General features: G+C 61.0%; 19 protein-coding genes. 12 read left to right on the plus strand and 7 right to left on the minus strand.

Annotated features, from left to right (window positions below; all coding sequences use genetic code 11):
• Positions 1–170 precede the first annotated feature (170 nt).
• Positions 171–980, plus strand: a complete 810-nt coding sequence (locus HL671_RS36180) for a type IV toxin-antitoxin system AbiEi family antitoxin domain-containing protein (protein WP_172243583.1) — start codon at positions 171–173, stop codon at positions 978–980.
• Positions 977–2,443: a nucleotidyl transferase AbiEii/AbiGii toxin family protein gene (locus HL671_RS36185; RefSeq protein ID WP_172243586.1), complete on the plus strand. Its 1,467-nt coding sequence runs from the start codon at positions 977–979 to the stop codon at positions 2,441–2,443. The genes HL671_RS36180 and HL671_RS36185 overlap by 4 nt, the downstream gene beginning before the upstream one ends.
• A gap of 281 nt (positions 2,444–2,724) precedes the next feature.
• Here HL671_RS36185 and HL671_RS36190 read toward each other — a convergent pair whose 3' ends face one another.
• Genes HL671_RS36190 through HL671_RS36200 form a run of 3 tightly spaced genes read right to left on the minus strand, consistent with a single transcriptional unit; the run spans position 2,725 to position 3,789 of the window.
• Positions 2,725–3,321, minus strand: a complete 597-nt coding sequence (locus HL671_RS36190) for a Fic/DOC family protein (protein WP_172243589.1) — start codon at positions 3,319–3,321, stop codon at positions 2,725–2,727.
• The gene (locus HL671_RS36195; protein ID WP_210264253.1) at positions 3,321–3,530 is read right to left on the minus strand and encodes a hypothetical protein; all 210 of its coding nucleotides are present in this window, start codon (positions 3,528–3,530) and stop codon (positions 3,321–3,323) included. Before HL671_RS36195 ends, HL671_RS36190 begins: the two co-directional genes overlap by 1 nt.
• A gap of 52 nt (positions 3,531–3,582) precedes the next feature.
• Complete coding sequence (locus HL671_RS36200) at positions 3,583–3,789, minus strand: DUF6290 family protein (RefSeq protein ID WP_172243595.1); 207 nt, start codon at positions 3,787–3,789, stop codon at positions 3,583–3,585.
• An 83-nt stretch (positions 3,790–3,872) separates the two neighbouring features.
• Here HL671_RS36200 and HL671_RS36205 point away from each other — a divergent pair, with 83 nt between their 5' ends.
• The 7 genes from HL671_RS36205 (at position 3,873) to HL671_RS36230 (ending at position 9,912) form a co-directional block, all read left to right on the plus strand.
• Complete coding sequence (locus tag HL671_RS36205) at positions 3,873–4,157, plus strand: multiubiquitin domain-containing protein (protein ID WP_172243598.1); 285 nt, start codon at positions 3,873–3,875, stop codon at positions 4,155–4,157.
• Positions 4,158–4,163: 6 nt separating this feature from the next.
• On the plus strand, positions 4,164–4,553 hold the full coding sequence (locus HL671_RS36210; protein ID WP_172243601.1) for an E2/UBC family protein: 390 nt from the start codon (positions 4,164–4,166) through the stop codon (positions 4,551–4,553).
• The gene (locus HL671_RS36215) at positions 4,550–5,935 is read left to right on the plus strand and encodes a ThiF family adenylyltransferase (protein ID WP_172243604.1); all 1,386 of its coding nucleotides are present in this window, start codon (positions 4,550–4,552) and stop codon (positions 5,933–5,935) included. The genes HL671_RS36210 and HL671_RS36215 overlap by 4 nt, the downstream gene beginning before the upstream one ends.
• A complete protein-coding gene (locus tag HL671_RS39250; RefSeq protein ID WP_316199681.1) occupies positions 5,932–6,267 on the plus strand; it encodes a ubiquitination-like system serine protease family protein in 336 nt (111 codons plus the stop codon). Before HL671_RS36215 ends, HL671_RS39250 begins: the two co-directional genes overlap by 4 nt.
• On the plus strand, positions 6,264–7,160 hold the full coding sequence (locus HL671_RS36220) for an SDH family Clp fold serine proteinase (RefSeq protein WP_172243606.1): 897 nt from the start codon (positions 6,264–6,266) through the stop codon (positions 7,158–7,160). The genes HL671_RS39250 and HL671_RS36220 overlap by 4 nt, the downstream gene beginning before the upstream one ends.
• Positions 7,161–7,824: 664 nt before the next feature.
• Positions 7,825–8,703 carry a tyrosine-type recombinase/integrase gene (locus HL671_RS36225; protein ID WP_172243609.1) on the plus strand — a complete coding sequence of 293 codons (879 nt, stop codon included), beginning with the start codon at positions 7,825–7,827 and terminating at the stop codon, positions 8,701–8,703.
• Between the two features lie 9 nt (positions 8,704–8,712).
• Positions 8,713–9,912 carry an IS91 family transposase gene (locus HL671_RS36230; protein WP_172243612.1) on the plus strand — a complete coding sequence of 400 codons (1,200 nt, stop codon included), beginning with the start codon at positions 8,713–8,715 and terminating at the stop codon, positions 9,910–9,912.
• Positions 9,913–10,260: 348 nt separating this feature from the next.
• On the opposite strand, the gene dmeF is transcribed toward HL671_RS36230, so the two are convergent.
• Together dmeF and HL671_RS36240 are read right to left on the minus strand one after the other, a co-directional pair.
• The gene (dmeF, locus tag HL671_RS36235; RefSeq protein ID WP_172243631.1) at positions 10,261–11,532 is read right to left on the minus strand and encodes a CDF family Co(II)/Ni(II) efflux transporter DmeF; all 1,272 of its coding nucleotides are present in this window, start codon (positions 11,530–11,532) and stop codon (positions 10,261–10,263) included.
• Positions 11,533–11,548: 16 nt separating this feature from the next.
• On the minus strand, positions 11,549–11,824 hold the full coding sequence (locus tag HL671_RS36240) for a metal/formaldehyde-sensitive transcriptional repressor (RefSeq protein ID WP_172243634.1): 276 nt from the start codon (positions 11,822–11,824) through the stop codon (positions 11,549–11,551).
• An 81-nt stretch (positions 11,825–11,905) separates the two neighbouring features.
• Here HL671_RS36240 and HL671_RS36245 point away from each other — a divergent pair, with 81 nt between their 5' ends.
• Positions 11,906–12,973, plus strand: a complete 1,068-nt coding sequence (locus HL671_RS36245; protein ID WP_172243637.1) for a hypothetical protein — start codon at positions 11,906–11,908, stop codon at positions 12,971–12,973.
• A gap of 239 nt (positions 12,974–13,212) precedes the next feature.
• On the opposite strand, the gene HL671_RS36250 is transcribed toward HL671_RS36245, so the two are convergent.
• Both HL671_RS36250 and HL671_RS36255 read right to left on the minus strand, forming a co-directional pair.
• Positions 13,213–14,322, minus strand: a complete 1,110-nt coding sequence (locus HL671_RS36250; RefSeq protein WP_246579807.1) for an IS110 family RNA-guided transposase — start codon at positions 14,320–14,322, stop codon at positions 13,213–13,215.
• A 163-nt stretch (positions 14,323–14,485) separates the two neighbouring features.
• Positions 14,486–16,348, minus strand: a complete 1,863-nt coding sequence (locus HL671_RS36255) for a reverse transcriptase domain-containing protein (RefSeq protein WP_210264254.1) — start codon at positions 16,346–16,348, stop codon at positions 14,486–14,488.
• A gap of 998 nt (positions 16,349–17,346) precedes the next feature.
• Here HL671_RS36255 and HL671_RS36260 point away from each other — a divergent pair.
• The gene (locus HL671_RS36260) at positions 17,347–18,540 is read left to right on the plus strand and encodes a DUF932 domain-containing protein (RefSeq protein ID WP_172243640.1); all 1,194 of its coding nucleotides are present in this window, start codon (positions 17,347–17,349) and stop codon (positions 18,538–18,540) included.
• A 163-nt stretch (positions 18,541–18,703) separates the two neighbouring features.
• Entirely contained in the window at positions 18,704–19,099 is a 396-nt protein-coding gene (locus HL671_RS36265) for a ParB/Srx family N-terminal domain-containing protein (protein WP_172243643.1), read from the plus strand.
• Positions 19,100–19,105 lie beyond the last annotated feature (6 nt).

Consider the following 19,105-nt stretch of genomic DNA (forward strand, 5'->3'; position numbering starts at 1 on the left):
TCATAGTCTGGCTGCGATAACGGCTTCCCGGCTTGCCACTTCCCCGACCTCTTATCGTGAGTGCTCAAATTCGCACTAAATGCGAAATTTCGCTATCGGCGCAATAGACAATCGCGTCCGCACCTGTTACTCAATATGCCATATTTCGCGAATCCTGCGAATTGGAGCATATGAAACAAGCGCATGACAACCTTCCCCGAGGCCGCGCCCAGCTTGTGCGAGTGTTGTCCGCGGCGGGCGATGTTATCCACGTCGATGATGTCGTAACTGCTCTCGGCCTTGACCGAATAGCTGCGGCTCAGCGGCTCTCGCGCTGGGCCGAGCAAGGTTGGTTGAGGCGCGTCGGCCGCGGCGCCTATGTCGCTGCGTCGATCGATACGATGGGCGCCGATCGGGTCCTCGATGACCCATGGGTGCTCGTTCCCGCACTTTTTGCGCCGGCCTATATCGGCGGGCGAACGGCGGCCGAGCATTGGGATCTAACCGAACAGATTTTCAAGGACGTTTTCGTGATGACCGCTCAGGCCGTGCGGCAGAAACGCCAGGAGCGGCATGGCACGCCGTTTTCGTTAAAGCACATCGACGAGCGGAAGATGTTTGGCACGAAGAGCGTCTGGCGCCATCAAACGCGGGTGCCGGTATCCGACGTCCATCGCACGACCATCGACATGTTCGATGATCCCGCCATCGGTGGCGGCATTCAGCATGTGTCGGACTGCCTGGTCAGCTATCTTCGACGCAACGATCGAGACGATGAAAAGCTCATCGACTATGCGACGCGTCTCGGCAATGGAGCGGTCTTCAAACGACTCGGATTTATTGCAGAGCGCTTCCCCGAGGGCGCCGGACTTGCTCTCCTCTGCGAGCGCCACCTGAGCGGCGGCCACGCGAAACTTGACCCCGACCAGGACGGGCCGCACGTCGCGACAAAATGGCGCCTGCGCGTGCCTCAGCGCTGGGCTCGCCGGGAGACTATATGATTGAGAAGCGCGAAATCCTTGCGGTCGCTCAGCAAACTTCTCTCACGCCCCATGTCGTCGAGAAGGACTATGTGCTCGGATGGATGCTCGCGGGCATCTACGAGCACGAAGAGCTTGCGGAGAGCTGGATTTTCAAAGGCGGCACATGCCTGAAGAAGTGCTTCTTCGAGACCTACCGGTTCTCCGAAGATCTCGATTTTACGCTCACCAAACCGGAGCATCTCGACGCCGATTTCCTGCGCCGGGTATTTTCGGAGATTGGTGAGTGGATTTACGAGGAGACCGGCATTGAGATCCCCGCCGAGAAGCAGGAATTCGACATCTACCAGAATCCGCGCGGTCAGCTCTCGTGCCAGGGAAAAATCAGTTACAAAGGACCGGTCTCCTCCACCCATGGTCTTCCGCGCATCAAACTCGACCTGACGGCCGACGAGCGGGTCGTTCTCCCGCCGGTGCTTGCGCAAATCTTCCACCCATATGGCGACGCGCCCGAGGAAGGAATCGCGGTTCTCGCCTACGACTATATCGAAGCGTTCGCCGAGAAATTCAGGGCGCTCGCCGAGCGGACGCGACCGCGTGACCTCTATGACGTTGTGCACCTCTATCGGAATGGCGACGCGCGGCCGGAACCGAAGCGCTTCATGGACGTCCTGCGCGCCAAGTGCGAGTTCAAGGGCATCAGCGTTCCGCGGATCGCCGACCTCGAACCTCACCGCGCCGATCTCGAGGCGGGTTGGATTCATATGCTGGAGCACCAGCTGCCTGCTCTGCTGCCGGTCGCGACGTTCTGGGATGCGCTCCCGGAAATCTTCGCCTGGCTGGAGGGCGCGATCGCGCAGCCGCTCGCGCCGATGCCGATCGGCGCCGGCGATACGCTCATCCGAGAACGCATCATCGCGTTTCCGCCCGGAGGCCAAGGCCAGAGCTTCGTCGAGATGATCCGGTTCGCCGCCGCCAACCGGCTGCTCGTCGAAATCGACTATCGCGACAAGCAGGGCAATCGCTCGACGCGCGCCATCGAAGCTTATTCCCTTCAGCGCTCGCAAGCAGGCGACGTGCTGCTGATGGCCGTGCGCGCGGACAACGGACAGTCCCGCAGCTACTTGGTCGACAGCATTCTCGGCGTCAAACCCACGCAAACGCCGTTCTCGCCGCGTTATCCGATCGAACTTACGCCGTCCGGTCTTCAAAGCATTCCGCCGACAAACAGCGCCGGCGCCTATGGCGGCGGAGGTTTCGGCTTGCGTGGGACGCCGCCGGTTCGGCGGTCGCCCATCCGCCGGCAACCCCGCAGCGCAGGCTTTGAGAGCATGAGTGGCCCGACTTATGTGTTCAAATGTTCTGTCTGCGGCAAGACCTTCAATAAGAAAAGCTATGACGCCAGCTTGAACAAGCACAAAAACAACCGAACCGGCTACGACTGCTATGGCACGTTCGGAACCTACGTCAGGACGAAATACTAGCGAGAGCACGCGATAGGTCGAAGCATTGCTTCGGGCTTGTGTCAGCGCGCCGCGTCGCCCGGCCAGCCGATCGACGTATGTCCGAAAAATGCAGCATTCTTCGGACAGCGCGACTGGCGACAGAAAATGCGATCTCGACAAAATCTGTTTACGGCGGCCGAGGCGACTGACGGGCCGTGTGCGTCACCCTCACATCATCGAACGACGCGACCTCCGCACTTGCCGACAACTGTCGAGGTTTTGTCACATGCGCGCCGCGTGTTGTCGCCGGACGGTCGGTTCTATGCATTGGTCACGTGCAAAAGCCCGGACAATTCCTGCGTGAGCGGGCCAAGGTCTCCCGCATAGCTTGCAATCATGGCCGGCAAGAACGTGTCGCGCTCGACACGCGCGAAGTCGAACGCAAATCCCGCGCGTGCGCCTATCATGTCGATAAAGGACAGCTGCGATCGGCCATTGCCTTCGCGGAACGGGTGGACCGCGTTCAGCTCGGCGAGGAAGTGGGTGATGTCGCCGACGAATTGGTCCGGATCGTTCGTTGTGAAGGCGGCGCCGTCGACAAGTTCTCTGAAAACCTTGTCCATTGCCGACGCAATGTTCTCCGGGAAACAAAACGGGTTGCCGCCTTTTGAAGTGCGGACCGTGCGGTACTTGCCCGCCCATGAATAGACGTCCTGGAAGAGATGATGGTGAACGCGGCGGTAGTGGCGCGGATCAAAATTGCCCGTTGGCAAGGGCTCCTTCGCGCGCAGCGTCGTCATTTCGAGCTCGTAGGACTCGAGCGTCGCGGCGTCGCGGATCCCCAGCTTGTTCCTAAGGGTACCGGTTCCCTTGTAGCAGTACGGATCGTCGAAGGCGTCGTAGCCTCCGAACGCCATCACCGATTCTTGGTTTCGCTATAGGCGCGGACGACCTCGGAGCGCTGTTGCTCGGTCGTCAGCTTGCGCTTCTTCATGGACGCCAGGCGCTTGCGGCCGGCTGCGCTGAGGCTGATTCCCTCGACGGCGGTGATGGCGGCAAACGTCCGCTCGCCGAGGACATGGCCTTGACTTTTCCCGACCAGCTGCTTGACCGTCTTTTTCATCATCACACCGCTTTGGAGGTTAGGGTCGGGATTTCGCTATAGGCAAGACCGAGCATCATCGGTCGAGCAGCTTACGCGCCTGCGAAATCCGGTCCTTTAGCCCTGCCTGAAAGCCAGGGTCACGCCGCCGGGTCTCGATATGCGAGGTAATGGCCGCCCGGATTACGTCGGAAACGGGCAGGTTTTCGACGTTTGCGACCATTTCGAGCGCCTGCGCCTGCTCTTCCGAGAGGCGAACGGTCATCGCTTTAGCCTGTTTCATGGTCGCCACCCTAGCATCGAGTCAGCAGACTTGTCAATCACTGTGGTGATGTGGTATCTTGGTGGCAATTAATGGAGGTAGCAATGAGCGAATCAGAACATGACGGCGGCCACGGTCATGACGACCGGCCCAAGGTTTTTGAGATCAAGATCGACCGCACCACCTACAAGGTTCATCAGGACGTGCTGACCGGCGCGGAACTGCGGCGGCTGCCCGAGCCTGACATCGGGCCGGATCGCGACCTCTTCGAGGTCGTTCCGGGCGGTTCGGACCTAAAGATCGAGGTCAACACGCGGGTCGAGATTCGTAACGGCCTGCGTTTCTTCACGGCGCCTGCGCAGATCAATCCGGGCGCGGAGGAGGGGTAAAGAGTCATGCTTCCGCCGATCGACCAGGCTCACCTCGAGGCGCGCGCCCCCGGCAGCGCCGTCTCGTTCGACGGCGGCATGATCTGTGTCGTGATCCCGTCCTTTCCGTTGCCGGCCGGCTTTACACAGGCGAGTGCAGACCTGCTGCTGCGGCTGTCGCCGGGATATCCCGATGTGCCGCCCGACATGTGGTGGTTTTGCCCGGCGGTGCGGCGCGCCGACGGCCAGGTCATTCCAGCGACCGAGTCTCAGGAGAGCCATCTCGGGCGTACCTGGCAGCGCTGGTCGCGGCACTTCAATCCCGGCCAGTGGCGCTCGGGCGTCGACTCGCTGGAGAGCTATCTGGCGCTGGTGCGCCAGGAACTCGAAGCTGCGGCAAGGTCGCGCGCCGCATGACGACTACGCTCGTTCTTCCTGATCCCATCACCGACGAAATCATTTCCGGAGCTCGCAACCCGCTTGAGTGCGCCGGCGTGCTTCTCGCGCGTCGTGTCGTCACGGGCGACGCCGTTCGATTGCTGGGCCGAAGCCTGCACTGGGTTGAGCTAAGCGCCTACGCCGAGCAGAGCGCCTGGCATTTGAAGATTCGGTCCGAAGGTTATGTCGGCGCGCTCGGCCGCGCAGAGGCCGATGCAGCGATCCCGATCTGGTTTCATACGCATCCGGGCGAGACCGGCGTCCCCCTGCCGAGCCACCATGACGAACAGGTCGATCGCGACATCGCGGACTTGTTTCAACTTCGCAGCGGCAGCGGTTTTTATGGCACGTTGATCGCCTCGCCGCGCGGATCGGGGTTCGCGTTCAGCGGCGCTTTGCAGCACGAAACCGACGGCATGTCGTTGATCGACCGTGTTTGGTCGGTCGGCGAGCGATGGCGGCTAATCCAAAAGATTTCCGCAAGTGCTCCGGTGTCCGACGCGATTTTTGATCGCAACGTCCGCGCATTCGGCCCCGCCATCCAGTCGGTGCTGGGCGATTTGCGGATCGCGATCGTCGGTGCGGGCGGGACAGGGTCAGCCGTTGCCGAACAGCTTGTGCGTCTCGGCGTCCGCCACCTTTTCCTGGTCGACAATGACGTTCTGTCGGCGAGCAACGTCACCCGCGTCTACGGGTCAACCCTGCGTGATGTGGGGCGGCCTAAAGTCGACGTACTGCGCGACCACCTGCGGGCGATTGCGCCGGATCTGGTCTGCGAGACGATCCAGGGCATGGCGACGTTGAAGCCCGTGGCCAAATCGCTGTGTGCCAGCGACGTGGTGTTCGGCTGCACCGACGACAATGCAGGGCGTCTCGTGCTGTCGCGCTTGTCGACCTATTTCCTCACGCCTGTGATCGATCTGGGTGTCTTGCTCAGCAGCGACAGCTCAGGAACCCTGAGCGGTATCGACGCTCGCGTGACGATCCTCGCGCCGGGCAGCGCCTGCCTCGTGTGTCGCAATCGTATCGACATGGCGCGGGCGTCCGCGGAACTGAAAACACCCGAAGAGCGACAGCGTCTGGCCGATGAGGGATACGCCCCCGCACTCGGGCAAGTGGAGCCTGCGGTTGTCGCGTTTACGACCGCGGTCGCGGCGGCGGCGGTCAATGAACTGCTCGACCGATTGATCGGTTACGGGCCGCCTGAGCGGCCGAATGAGACGCTCCTGCGACTGCACGAGCGGGAGATTTCGACGAACCGCGCCCTGCCGCGCGATGCTCACTACTGCCATGCCGCGCAGGCCAAGTGGGGCGTGGGCGACGAAGAGCCCTTTCTTGGGCAGTTATGGCCGGCAGAATGAAAATTGCTTGGTGGCAGTGGCTCCCGTTCCAACGCTGGCGAATCATCGGCGCGGCGGAGTCGGCCGACGAAATTCCGGACCGCCTGCCGTACAATGCCGCCGCGCTCGTCGCCGATCAGGGACGAGTAAAATGGATCGTGTTTGATTGTCCTTGTCGGACCGGCCACAGAATCATGCTAAACGCTGATCCCGGCCGTCGGCCGCGCTGGGCGTTGCAGCACGTCAGCCCGCTGACCGTCTCCCCAAGTATAGACTCTCACGTTAAGGGCAGGCGCTGCCATTACTTCATTCGAAACGGCCGGGTAGAATGGGTCAAGGACAGCGATCGATGACGATTACCGAAGGAACTGAAGATGACTCGCAACCGGTCGCGCCGCAGCCGCCGCGCGCGATCGAGAAGACACCGATGTTCACCGCGATGCACGCGGCGCGTTATCAGCGGCAAACCCTGATTCGGGACATCGAGACCGATAACCCAAAACTTCTATGTTATGTTGCGGGAACCAAAGCCGCGGTAGACCGTGCTGATACGCTTGGGTTTGTCGATATGCTCCACAATGTGACGCCAGGCGAACCGATTGACTTGATGCTTCATACGCCGGGGGGCGACGTCGACGCTGCTGAAAAGCTGATCACGCTGGTGCGCAGCGCGACGGGTGAGCAAGGCCAGCTCCGCGTTATCGTACCGGACTATGCCAAGAGCGCCGGAACGCTGATGGCGCTTGGCGCCAACACGATCGTCATGAGCGACTCATCGGAACTGGGGCCGATCGATCCTCAGGTGTCGCTCAAAGACGGTAACGGCAACGACGTGATTCATTCTGTGCTGACCTATCTCAACGCTTTTCAAGAGGCGAGACAGTCACTGCGTGACGCACCGGACGATCCCGCCAATCGAATCAGCTTTGAAAAGTTCGACCCGACCATGGTGCGCAAGTTCAGTTCGGTGCGCGACCGCGCGCGTCTGTTCGCTGAAAATCTGTTGAAACGGCGCGGCTTGAATTTCTCGAAGATCGCGAGCGATCTGATGGACATCAACGCCTATCCGTCGCACGGCCAGATGATCGGCTGGGAGGCGGCGCAAAAGATTGGCCTCAACGTCTCTTATGTGCCTTTGACCGGTTCGCTCTGGCGAAAATACTGGTCGCTCTATTGCCATCTCAGACTTGCAATCGAAAGCGATCAAAGGATCTTTGAGTCGAACTACGTTTCGCTCGTCATGTGAACGGAAAATAACGTTAGTAGACCGGGTAGGAACAAGCATCGGTGGATCAGCCGGGCGCAACGTAAAGACGACGCCACCCCAATGGTAAAGCGCCATAAGCAAAAATCGACAAAAAACGTCTGTTTTTCAATATGACGCCAGGAATCGGCTCTTTTCGCTTGCCGCAATACCACCGCTGCCAGAGAGGAAGGGCCGCGCCACGAAGTAGGTTGCCTCCCGCCACGATCCGTCTCAGCCGGAATAGAATAGGTATGAAATCTCCCGCACAAACCTGGGTGGCCTGTCGGCGCCTCCCTGCGGGACCGGGCTTATATGAACTGAGCCTTTTCAACCCACCAATGGCCCACCAAAACCATCGCGGCCCCAGCGTTTTCGCCGATCGGCGATGTCCGCTACTGGCCAATGCGGACATTCCACCGGGGTAAACCTCGGTCGCGAAGTGGTGATGGAGACTTGGGGCGAAAATTCATGCAAGTCGAGGTCCTGCCCGTACTTGCCCATTGGACTTTTAGGCCAAGCGGCTTCCGCAAGCCATCCAGAGGACTAAACCGCTCGCGCGGTAGGGCGCTGCGGCAGGCGACACAGCCAAGACGATAGCGCAACGGGGCGTCCTGTCTTGAGATTGAGGGGTTTCGACAACCTCACTCAAGACAGGAGCATCCCCATGACCGACGAGGCAGTAAGCCCGTTGCGCCGGCGCATGATCGAAGACATGACGATCCGCAAATTCGCGCCGAAGACCCAACATGACTACGTGCAACGGGTCAAGAACTTCGCAGCGTTTCTCGGGCGCTCACCCGATACGGCGAGCTTCGAGGACGTGCGCCGCTACCAGCTGCACTTGGCGGCGAGCGGCGTTGGTGTACCGACCATCAACCAGACCGTATCGACGCTGCGTTTCTTTTTCCGGGTCACGCTCAGGCGCCACGATATCGTCGAGCACACCACGTTCGTCCACGAGCCCCGCAAGCTGCCGGTGGTGCTGAGCCCCGAGGAAGTGGCGCGGCTGCTCGATGCCGCGCCGGGGCTGAAGTACAAGGCGGCGCTGAGCGTAGCCTACGGCGCCGGCCTGCGCGCCGCCGAGGTGGTCTCGCTCAAGGTCTCCGACATCGACAGCAAGCAAATGATCATTCGCGTCGAGCAGGGCAAAGGCGGCAAGGACCGTAACGTCATGCTCTCGCCGAGCCTGCTCGACCTGCTGCGCACCTGGTGGCGGGCGGCGCGGCCCCGGGGTTGGCTGTTCCCGGGCCGCGATCCGGCGCAGCCGGTGACCACGCGCCAGCTCAATCGCGCCTGCCACGCCGCTGCCCGGATGGCGGAGATCAAAAAGCGCGTCTCGCTGCACACCTTGCGGCACAGCTTCGCCACCCACCTCCTGGAGCAGAACATCGACGTCCGCGTCATCCAGGTGCTGCTCGGTCACGCCAAGCTCGACACCACGGCGCTCTATACCCGCGTTGCCACCAAGACGATCAGCGAGGTCATGAGCCCGCTGGAGCACATCGCGCTCAAGTTCAAGGAGGTCCGGCCGCCGCCCGGCTGACGCGCGCGCGTGTCGCGTCCGGCTTTGGAGGTTGCGGATATCTTCCGCGACCATGGACCGGCATGGCGCCAAGCCCATGCCGGCCATGTCAGCCTCGAGCAGTTGAAGGTGATGTCGGCAATCGAGCGCTGCCGCACGGCAGCTCTCGGCGGTCATGTCGCGCGCTGCGCGGACTGCGCCTATACCACGATCGCCTACAACTCCTGCCGCAACCGGCACTGCCCGAAGTGCCAGGGTGCTGCCGCCAAGGACTGGCTCGCCGACCGCGAGGCCGAGCTATTGCCGGTGCCGTACTATCACCTGGTGTTCACGCTGCCTGGGCCAATCGCCGACATCGCCTTCCAGAACAAGGCCGTCCTCTACGATCTGTTGTTCAAGGTCTCGGCCGAGACCATGCTGACAATCGCCGCCGACCCGAAGCATCTTGGGGCCCGGATCGGCATCACCTCCGTGCTGCACACCTGGGGCTCGGCCATGACCCATCACCCCCATGTGCACATGATCGTGCCAGGCGGCGGCATCTCGCCCGACGGCTTGCGCTGGGTGTCCTGCCGGCCGGGGTTCTTTCTCCCCGTGCGCGTGCTCTCCCGCCTGTTCCGGCGATTGTTTCTGGAGAAGCTCGTCGCCACCCACCAGGCCGGCCGCCTGAAGTTCTTCGGCGATCAGGCCGCTCTCGCGGACGCGCAGGCGTTCGCGGCTTATCTCGCGCCGCTGCGCAAGAGCGAGTGGGTCGTCTATGCAAAACGGCCGTTCGGCGGGCCACAGGCCGTGCTGGCCTATCTGTCGCGCTATACCCACCGCGTCGCCATTGCCAACAGCCGGCTGATCGCCTGCGACCGCACCAGTGTCACCTTCCGATGGAAGGACTATCGTGCCGATGGTCTTGATCGCCAGAAGGTCATGACACTGGCCACCGGCGAGTTCATCCGACGTTTCCTGATCCATGTGCTGCCAAAAGGCTTGCATCGCATCCGCCACTACGGCCTGCTCGCCAGCGGCACGCGCGCCGACAACATCGCGCAGGCGCGTGAGCTGCTCGCCGTTTCAAACTCCCAGGCAGAGCCCGCCGGTGCCGCCATCGATCTCGGCAAGCCGACTTGTCCATGCTGCGGCGGTCGCATGATCATCATCGAGGTCTTCGAGCGCGGTACAGCGCCGCGGCATCGGCCGACAGCTCCATCCATCGTAATCAGGGTCGACACCTCATGATCGCGTCACAATCCCGCAAATCTCCTCGTCTCGCTCGCCGGCTCTCGACCGGCCACGGCAGAGCGCGCTCGGATATCCAGTCGTCGTCTCAAATCGTCCGACAATTCACCGCAATCGACGCGACCCGCCGCTCATCCAGCAGCCGTTTCATCGTCCTCCGGCTTGCCGGAGCGCCTCGACTCCATTCACACACCTCATCCGCGGCACTCAAATCCCCATAGCCTACGCTGCGCCATCCACGTACCCCCTCCCGCGGTTTCCTCCCTTGGAGGTTTGCGTACGCCGGCCCCCGGTGTGCGCCGCGCCACCATCATGGGGCCGGCATCCGAAAACCTTCACAAAGCGGAATTACGCAACAACGGCTGTGAACGTCCGGTTGATGTGTTTGACTTCAATGGTCAGGTGCGAAAGGGACCGGAACCGCGCTAACTTGGCCCGGTAGTATTGCTCTTCCTGTTGCTTTGCTGTCGCAACCGAGACGATAGCACCGAGATGACCGGGCCCCAATCGCCAGAGGTGAAGATCGACGAGTTGATCGCCGTCGTCCTCGATTGAGCGTTTGAGATTGTCGGCCATCCGGCGGTCGGGATTCATGTCGAGAAGAATGGCACCCGTGTCGCGAATGAGTCCGAACGACCAGCTGGCGATCACACACGCGCCGATAATACCCGCCAGAGGATCCATCCAGTGCCAGCCAAAAGCGCGCGCGAGCAGAAGGCCGACGATGACCAGCACCGATACCGCGGCATCGGCCATAACATGGACGAGCGCGGCCCGCATATTGTGATCGCGCGCCGCCGATCCATGCGCGTGCTCATGTTCCTGGAACGATAAGGGATATGTTTGCGCGCCAATCCTGACATTGGCTTCAAAAGCGTGCGGCTCGGGAATTTCCTCGACGGATTCCAGATAGCTGCCGCGATCCTCAAGCGTGAAAACCTGCTGGGCGCCATCCGGACGCACGGTTTCCACAGAGGCAGCCGCCGCCGAAAGCTTGATGCCGCTGTTTTCCGAGCGCAGCCGGAATCGCGGCGGCATTCCGTCCTCGAAGACCTCCAATATCACGGCGCCAGCATCGGTCGCGATCCGATGCGTTTCGTCATCCTCTTCGTGGTCAGCATGATCATGGCCGTGGCTATGTCCATGCCCGTGACCATGACCCCCGCTAAGAAGCCACGCGCTGGCGACGTTGACCGCGAGGCCAAGAATGGCAATCGGAATCGCTTCGGTGAAATGGATCGGGACCGGTTCGAAAAGGCGGCTGATAGCTTCATAACCGATCAGAAGCGCGATCATCGCCAGGATGATCGCGCTGGTGAAGCCAGCCAGGTCGCCTAGCTTGCCGGTCCCGAACGTAAAGCGCGGATCATCCGCGTATTTCCGAGCGTAAGTATATGCGAGTGCCGCGAGCAACAGAGCACCTGCATGTGTGCTCATATGAAGTCCGTCGGCAATGAGCGCGATCGATCCAAACAACCAGCCGCCGACGATTTCGACGACCATCATTGCGGCGCACAGCCAGATCACGGCCCAGGTTTTGCGCTCGCTTTTTTGATGGTCCTCAGAAAGGAACACATGGCTATGAAGGGCCGGAAGGGCCGCGCTACTGGTCTCGCTCATGGCAATCCTCGTTCGCTTACTTCAGGTACGTCCGCACGACCTCAATGAGATCCTCGGCTCCTTTTGCCTTGTCAGGGTCCGGCTCATGCGCGGGATCGACCACATGATGGCGGATGTGGTCCTCGAGAAGCTCAGCTGTCAGTCCGTTCACGGCACCTCGAACCGAGGCGACCAGCATCAGCACGTCAGCGCAGCCGAGTTCGGCTTCCAGCGCGCGCTCGATGGCCTCGATTTGTCCCTTGATGCGACGGACACGGCTCGTGAGCTTGGATTTGTTCTTGATCGTATGCATTAGGGTAATATAAGGGGGTACCCTATATTGATCAAGTGCCGTTTGGTGCCCCCGAACGTGAGAATTGTGCCGAGCGAGCCGATGAAGCCGACATTGATATACCGAGGGCTTCTCCTGTTCGCGGCGGTCGTATGGACAGAATCCGCCCAGGCGCACGGCATCGCCGGCAATCGCTATTTTGCCGGTACCATGACTTTCGACGATCCCGCGGTTGCCGATGAGGCGATCGTTCCGAACTTTTCTTATCTCGGCTATCCGACCCAAGGCAGCAGTGTAACCGAGAACCGTATCAACTGGGCTTTTGCACGCCTCCTGACGCCAACGCTCGCAGCAACCCTCGATAGCGGCTGGATTCATCAGAGCTGGGCGATCGGCCACACCTCTGGCTTCGACAAAACCAACCTCGGCCTCAAATACGAGGCCTATCGTGACAACAAACATGAGGCGCTGGTGTCGATGAGCCTTGCCTGGGGCATCGCTCACTCCGGCTCTATCGGTGTTGGAGCAGACGCACCAAACACGATCCAGGCGGGCGTAACCTTCGGCAAAGGGTTTGGAGATCTTCCCGACTCGCTCTCATGGCTTCGTCCGTTCGCTGTGACGGGCTCGATCGTTGACGAAGAACCTGTCGGCTCAGGCGGCCGAGCCCTTGTGCCTAACCTCGCGACGGGCAGCTTCCAGAATCTTTCTTCGCCTGCCGTCGAAACGCTACATTGGGGCCTCTCCATCCAATACAGCACGCTCTATCTGACTAACCGCTTCACGGGTTCTTCGCCAAAGGGCGAGCCGCTAAACCAATGGGTACCGCTGGTCGAGTTCAGGTTCGACAGTCCGAGGGGCCAAAAGACCGTCGCGACCGCGAATCCGGGTTTCGCCTATGTAGCGGTGACGTGGCAAGTCGCAGCGGAGGTGATTCTGCCGATGAACCACGCTGGAGGAAATGGTCCGGGTTTTAGAGCTCAGTTGCTGCTCTTCCTTGACGATCTGATGCCATCACTGTTTGGATGGGGCGACCCCGCGCCAGGCGGGGTCGCGCTCTATCTCGCGGCCAAGCGACCGCTCAACCGAGCCCGCAAGCGGTCTCGGCCCATTCGGGTCACGATCGCTCCGCCAAGAATACGGCAGCGTACGCTTCGCCCGCTTCCATAACGCGAACAATCAGGACTGGAGCCGTTGTCCCGCCTGCATGCTGTACCGTGGCAGCCGCATCAACTTATATCCGGTCGAGCGCCAGCGGCTCGTACCAAAATCCTGCATACTCGTGGCAGCTTGGCTCCAAGATGGATGGGACTCATCTCTCGTACGGCTGATAAGGCCAACCCGGCATCCTCAGTCACACATCCGTCCCGGCATTGGCCCGGAAGCGTGGGCCAAACTCATTCAACTGATCAAGTAGTGACGATGGCACCTGTCGGAACCTTGCCGGTTTCGACATATCGCCAGAGAGCGATCACCAGCTTGCGCGCGAGCGCGATGATCATGATGCGCCGGACGCGACCCTTCAGGTCTCCGACGCGCCTGTAATACCAAAGGGACAGTTCGCTTTTCGATTGGTACCTGAGCCACAGCCAAGCCATTTGCACGGCGATCACACGGGCTCGTGTGTTGCCGGCTTTATTGATTCCCTGGTCGTGTTTGGTGTCTCCGCTGTCGTAGGGGGCCGGTGTCAAGCCGACGTAGCTGGCAACTTGCCGGCGGTTATGGAACGGTCGATAGAAGACTTCCCGCGTCAGCACTGTGGCAAACTCGGCGCCGATACCGTGCAGCTTGACGAGCTGGCGCATCTTTTCGGTGCAAGCGTCCCCTGATGGTTCGCTTCCTTTGACGAGCCTGTCGCGTTCGGCTTCGACCTCCCGGACTTGCTCGGCGACCACCTTGAGCCGCTTCCATTCGCGCTCGATCTCGATCTTCAGCCGCGCCGGAATCGTCCGACCATCGCCGGTCCGCATCTTGTCAAGACGCTCACACCACTTTCCATCCGTGATCCGGAGCGCTCGAATGCCATGCGTTATCAAAAGGGCCTTGATCCGGTTCAGATGGCCAGTACGTTCGCGCACCAGTCGCTGCCGCTCACGGTGGAGCCGCCGCGCATCCTCTTCCTCGGGCGTTGGCGCCCGAACCACGCGACAACTGTCTGTCTTGATATGCTTGGCGCGACGATCGATCGGAAGACTCGCCGCATCGAGGACGTGGTTCTCGATGCCGTGGTTGACGAGCACCCTGTGCAACCAGAACCCGTCGTAGCCTGCCTCATAGCAGCATACCGTCCGCACCCGGCCAACGCCCTTGCCTCGAAGCTTGGCTTGCAGGCGGTCGATGAGCTCAAACAACCGCTTCGTGTCCCCGCCTGCTATCGCATGCACGCTGATCTTGTCGCCGAGCCGCGGCGCGAACGTCGCTACCAGCCAGGTTGCGCGACTCAGCTCCATGGCCAGAAAGAGCGTACTCTTGAAATCTTCGGGCTCTGCTTTCGCGGTGAAATTGGTTTGACCGTTCATGTTCATCTCCTGTGTCAGCGAATCAGAAGCGCCTATTGGAGCACTCTTGTCTGCTGCATAGGATCTCTCGTGAACCGAGCCGCTGACGCGTCTCGGTAGGGTAGGCGCGAGAAACCTCGAAGAGGATATCCCTACGCCTCCCCCCAAACCGTGCGGGCACTTTTCAATGCACACGGCTTTCCGTACGCGCATGCTCTCGACCGGAGACGGCTGCACGGCATGACGGGCACAGGACAATGGTCTTGCGCCGCCAACCGGACCGTTTCCAGACCGTCAGCGATCCGCTTCGCAGGTCACCTAGGCGGTGGAGATGATGCATCTCGAATGGTCCGGTCGTATCGCTGCACGCTTCGCATTTGCGAGCGTTAAGTCGATCGATCAGATCATTTGGGCTTTTGACCCACCACGCACCTGCCGTGACGTTGTCGATAGTCGGACTTGTCCAGTAGGCTCGGGTCAGATGCTTCAGTCTCCACAGCTTGATGCTGCGAAGCTTACCACGGACCACGGAGCTAACCTCGTAGTCCGTGCCTTTCCACAGACGCGCCATGGTTTTTGCTCTCGTCGTCCGATGTCGCATCGCCAGCGTCTTCACGAGACTGCGGAACACGACGAGCTCCAGCAATCCCAAGGCGCTCTTGATGTCGTCGGCGAACGAATGGTAGTTCGCAAACCCACGGAACTCTGAGTTATAGGCGAGGACGGTTGCAACGTCGCTGGTTACCAGGAACTGCTCGCGCGGACTGCCGGTCTTCTTGGCGAGATCGCCATAGCCGTGTTGCTTGCAGAACTTGGTGACTTCCTTTCGCGGCACCCGCAAGCTGACATTTCCGGTGGTCGGCCGACGCATCACGCGCCATGTCCGTCCAGCCGGACCCTTGCGGCTGGATTTTCGTCCAGCCCCGTAGGATGTGTATGTCGAGATGCGATAGCTCAAGAAGGTCACTCCCTTGGAAGCGGCGTAGACCCCACTTTTCTCGGGCGACACGGTGAGCTTCAAGGTCTCCGTCAGGAATCGTTCGACGCAGGCCATGATCTCACACGCTTCCCGCTTGCTCCCGATCACGCCGATGAGGAAGTCGTCGGCATAGCGGCAGTAGCGGAGCCTTTTGAAGTTGGGGTCCATCGGATCGACGGAAGGCACTTTCCGTCTCTCCTTATTGATGGCCTTGATCTCCGCAAATGCAGCATCGATCTCGGCCCGATCCGCGCCTTCGGCACGGAGCCGTTCAATCTTCCGGCGGAGACTGAGGACGCGCCGTTCCAGCGCCACGTAGCGCGGGAATGGACGTCGCTCACGGCCTTTGTCGAAGTCCGCCTTCATCATCTGCATGTGCTGGTCCAGCTCGTGCAGATAGATGTTGGCGAGCAAGGGCGAGACAACGCCGCCCTGTGGCGTGCCACTGTAAGTGCGTCCGAAGACCCAATCTTCCATGTAGCCTGCTTTGAGCATTCCTTCGATCAGACCGATGAACCTGTCGTCATCGATCCGCTTCCTTAGAAGCCCAAGCAGGATGTCATGGTCGATGTTGTCGAAGAACCCACGCACATCCACTTCGACCAGCCACTTGCAGCCCGTCCAACTCTTCTTGATGAGCTTGAGTGCGGTATGACAGGATCGCCCCGGGCGGAACCCATGTGATTCATTGAGGAACACAGGTTCATAGATCGCTTCGAGTAGAATCCTGACCGCCTCCTGAACGAGCCGGTCTTCCACCGTGGGGATACCCAGCGGTCGTGTCTTGCCGTTGTCCTTCGGGATATAAACCCGCCGGACTGGCCGGAAGCGATAAGTGCCATCTGCCACGCGCCTGGCGATGTCGGCGAGCTTCTCCAGCGACATGCCGTCGAAGGTCTTGCCATCTACACCGGGCGTCAGAGCTCCCTTGTTGCGGGAGACCTTTTCGTAGGCCCACTCGAAGAGATGCGGACATCTCATCAGGCGGTGAAGGCCATTTACGCGCTTACCCGACCGCGACAAAGTCGGCAGTGATTCAATTCTCCTCTGGATGGTGACGGCCTGCATCAGCAGAACCTCTCCGTCGAAGAATCTTCTCTTCGCATACTGCACATGCCGTTATTGGCGGCATCGTCCTTCCCCCGATCGGAGGCGCTTTCGGTCCGGTCACCCGGCCTTATACGCATGATCGTCCGCCTCGCGGCGGCTGTCCCGGCCATTACGTCGGGCATTTGGGTACTACGACGGCTCCGTCGCCATACAGGTTCGCAAACGAACCTGCTGCAGGCGATCCCGTAGTTACGTGTGCGGGGAGTTGCGGTGTGTTTAGGTGTCCCATTCGTCTCCTTGACCCACGGATGGTGGTCGTCCCACGCGGACTGGTGGCAGTTCGCACTGGCCGGTGCGATCCGCCCCGCGTGGCGTAGCGTGTCAGCCGCGTTCGCTACTGCCAGCCCTTTGGCGACTGGAAACTGGGATTCAGGCAATACAGCTTTCACCATGCACACCTTACTCTGTGCTCTCCACCGGGCTGCGGCGCCCGATTTCGAGACGTTTCCCGGCATGCTCTGGTCCCGTTCCCCTTTCGGAGTCTCAGTCGTTTCCGACACCGGTAAGCCGGGCAAGTAAGAGCCATAACCAGCAGGCTCCATTCTTTCGAACACTCCCTTCTTCTTCACGCCACAACGGCGCACGCCTTTCGGCTTCGATCCCTTGCGCAGATCATGTGTCGCTCGCCGGAGGCTCTCGCGTTAGGGGCCGCCGTCATTCATGCCGGCGCCGCTATCACTGCCCCGAACGCGGGTGCCTTGTTAACCGGTCTCGCGACTGCACTCGGTCGCGGGTCCCGCCGTCATTTTATGCCGGCGTCGCTATCACTGCCTCGCGCCGGGTGCCTTTTCCTTTATCTCCGCTTCGCTCCGCGCCCTCCGGGCTTTCATGCCGTATGCGATCGGTCTTCCAACTCGGTTTCCTCCTTCAGATCAGAGTTAGAGGGCTGCGCTTGGCGCACTGACGGGTTAAGGGCTGGAGGAGAGTCTTCCGGCGCCCGTCATGGAGATGCTCCCATGAATATGCAGGTTCTTGACGCCCGCCGCGACGCCAACGGCGGTTACAGAGTGGACGTCAGTCGCGGCGAGCGCGTCGGTCGGGTGTCCTCGGAGTGGTTTTCCCGTCCAGCAGACGAGCGCTATCTGTCGCTCAACGAACTGGCCCGCACGGTGCGTGATCGCACGGATCGCAGCCGGACGCGCGTGGTCGAAAGCGCGCTCATCCATGTGGAAGCAAACCGCGCCGACCCCGAGCGCTTGGCCCTGATGCTGCCCGGCTCGGACACGCCGGTCGCGCCTACCCACTGGAGCTTCGGCCAGCTTGCAAGCCAGGTCGGCGCTCCCGCCGCCTACCTGCGGCAACTCCCCGCGGCACTCGCAGGCATCAATCTGCAATATGGCCTGACCGCCAATCGCGCCGAACAGATCAAGACGCTCGAGACCGACGATGGCCGTGTTGAGCTTCGCGCCGTCACCAGCCCAGACTACGGCAGGATTTTTGACCATGAACTGGTTGAGGCTGTGCAGCGCATCGCCGGCAATGGCACGGGCGATACGCGTTGGAAGGTGCCCGGCGTGCTCGACTGGTCAACCGGAATCTACAATCCCCGGGTCGACATTGCGAAGGACACGACCACCCTTTATGCATCCGACAGGGACGTTTTCCTTTTCCTGGTCGACGACCTGAACCCGATCGAAGCTGGCCGTCTCCGGGACGGCTCGCCCGACCTCTATTTCCGAGGCTTCTATTGCTGGAACTCGGAAGTCGGGGCCAAGACGCTCGGCATGGCGAGCTTCTATCTCCGGGCCGTGTGTCAAAATCGCAATCTTTGGGGTGTGGAAGATTTCGAGGAGATCATCATCCGTCACTCCAAATACGCAGCTTCCCGCTTTGCTCACGAAGCTGCGCCCGCGCTGCTGAACTTCGCCAACTCGTCCCCCATGCCCTTCGTCAACGGCATCAAGGCCGCGCGCGAGCGGATCGTGGCGCACAGTGACGAGGATCGCACCGAGTTTCTGCGCCGCCGTGGCTTCTCCAAAGCCGAGACAGCCAAGGTGATCAACGCGGTCCTTGCGGAGGAGGGCCGCCCGCCTGAGAGCATCTTCGATTTCGTGCAGGGCATCACCGCCGTCGCGCGCGACAAGCCGCATCAGGATGCCCGCCTGGATATGGAGGCGAAGGCGAAGAAGCTTCTGGATCGCGCCGCCTGACTCCTACCAAGCCGCGGAAACCCAATTCGCGTGTCTGCGGGCCTTCTCCGTTTCGCCTGTTCCGTGGCGCTGCCCTCTTGGAGCAAGAGGGCGGCGCCTCGCTCCGTGAGCGGCTTGGAGGCCGAGAGAGAGGCTTTCGGCCGGCCGTTCTGGAGAAACTGACATGGCAAAAGCCGTTCAGAAGATCAAGCTGTCGCCATCGCGCGATATCCCCTTCAATAAACTGGTACTGGCTCAATCCAACGTCCGCCGCACCAAGGCGGGCATCTCGATCGAGGATCTCGCCGAAGATATCGCCCGGCGTTCCCTGCTGCAAAGTCTCAATGTCCGAGCCATCCTCGATGCCGAAGGCCGGGAAACCGACATGTTCGAGGTTCCGGCCGGCGGCAGGCGCTATCGTGCCCTTGAGCTTCTAGTGAAGCAGAAGCGCTTGGCGAAGACCGCACCGGTCCCGTGCATCGTCAACGATAGCACCGAGATCAGCGCGGAAGAGGACTCGCTCGCAGAGAACGTGCATCGCGTCGCGCTTTTAGGTTCTGTATCGCAACTGTCCTCTTAGAGTCGT

This window comes from Bradyrhizobium denitrificans (assembly GCF_013179005.1).
GTDB classification, from domain to species: Bacteria; Pseudomonadota; Alphaproteobacteria; order Rhizobiales; family Xanthobacteraceae; genus Bradyrhizobium; species Bradyrhizobium denitrificans.

Excerpts from the sequence above, each read along its gene's own strand:
- HL671_RS36180 (WP_172243583.1), top strand. The coding sequence starts at position 171 with ATGAAACAAGCGCATGACAACCTTCCCCGAGGCCGCGCCCAGCTTGTG.
- HL671_RS36185 (WP_172243586.1), top strand. The coding sequence starts at position 977 with ATGATTGAGAAGCGCGAAATCCTTGCGGTCGCTCAGCAAACTTCTCTC.
- HL671_RS36190 (WP_172243589.1), bottom strand. The coding sequence starts at position 3,321 with ATGGCGTTCGGAGGCTACGACGCCTTCGACGATCCGTACTGCTACAAG.
- HL671_RS36195 (WP_210264253.1), bottom strand. The coding sequence starts at position 3,530 with ATGATGAAAAAGACGGTCAAGCAGCTGGTCGGGAAAAGTCAAGGCCAT.
- HL671_RS36200 (WP_172243595.1), bottom strand. The coding sequence starts at position 3,789 with ATGAAACAGGCTAAAGCGATGACCGTTCGCCTCTCGGAAGAGCAGGCG.
- HL671_RS36205 (WP_172243598.1), top strand. The coding sequence starts at position 3,873 with ATGAGCGAATCAGAACATGACGGCGGCCACGGTCATGACGACCGGCCC.
- HL671_RS36210 (WP_172243601.1), top strand. The coding sequence starts at position 4,164 with ATGCTTCCGCCGATCGACCAGGCTCACCTCGAGGCGCGCGCCCCCGGC.
- HL671_RS36215 (WP_172243604.1), top strand. The coding sequence starts at position 4,550 with ATGACGACTACGCTCGTTCTTCCTGATCCCATCACCGACGAAATCATT.
- HL671_RS39250 (WP_316199681.1), top strand. The coding sequence starts at position 5,932 with ATGAAAATTGCTTGGTGGCAGTGGCTCCCGTTCCAACGCTGGCGAATC.
- HL671_RS36220 (WP_172243606.1), top strand. The coding sequence starts at position 6,264 with ATGACGATTACCGAAGGAACTGAAGATGACTCGCAACCGGTCGCGCCG.
- HL671_RS36225 (WP_172243609.1), top strand. The coding sequence starts at position 7,825 with ATGACCGACGAGGCAGTAAGCCCGTTGCGCCGGCGCATGATCGAAGAC.
- dmeF (WP_172243631.1), bottom strand. The coding sequence starts at position 11,532 with ATGAGCGAGACCAGTAGCGCGGCCCTTCCGGCCCTTCATAGCCATGTG.
- HL671_RS36240 (WP_172243634.1), bottom strand. The coding sequence starts at position 11,824 with ATGCATACGATCAAGAACAAATCCAAGCTCACGAGCCGTGTCCGTCGC.
- HL671_RS36245 (WP_172243637.1), top strand. The coding sequence starts at position 11,906 with ATGAAGCCGACATTGATATACCGAGGGCTTCTCCTGTTCGCGGCGGTC.
- HL671_RS36250 (WP_246579807.1), bottom strand. The coding sequence starts at position 14,322 with ATGAACGGTCAAACCAATTTCACCGCGAAAGCAGAGCCCGAAGATTTC.
- HL671_RS36255 (WP_210264254.1), bottom strand. The coding sequence starts at position 16,348 with ATGCAGGCCGTCACCATCCAGAGGAGAATTGAATCACTGCCGACTTTG.
- HL671_RS36260 (WP_172243640.1), top strand. The coding sequence starts at position 17,347 with ATGAATATGCAGGTTCTTGACGCCCGCCGCGACGCCAACGGCGGTTAC.
- HL671_RS36265 (WP_172243643.1), top strand. The coding sequence starts at position 18,704 with ATGGCAAAAGCCGTTCAGAAGATCAAGCTGTCGCCATCGCGCGATATC.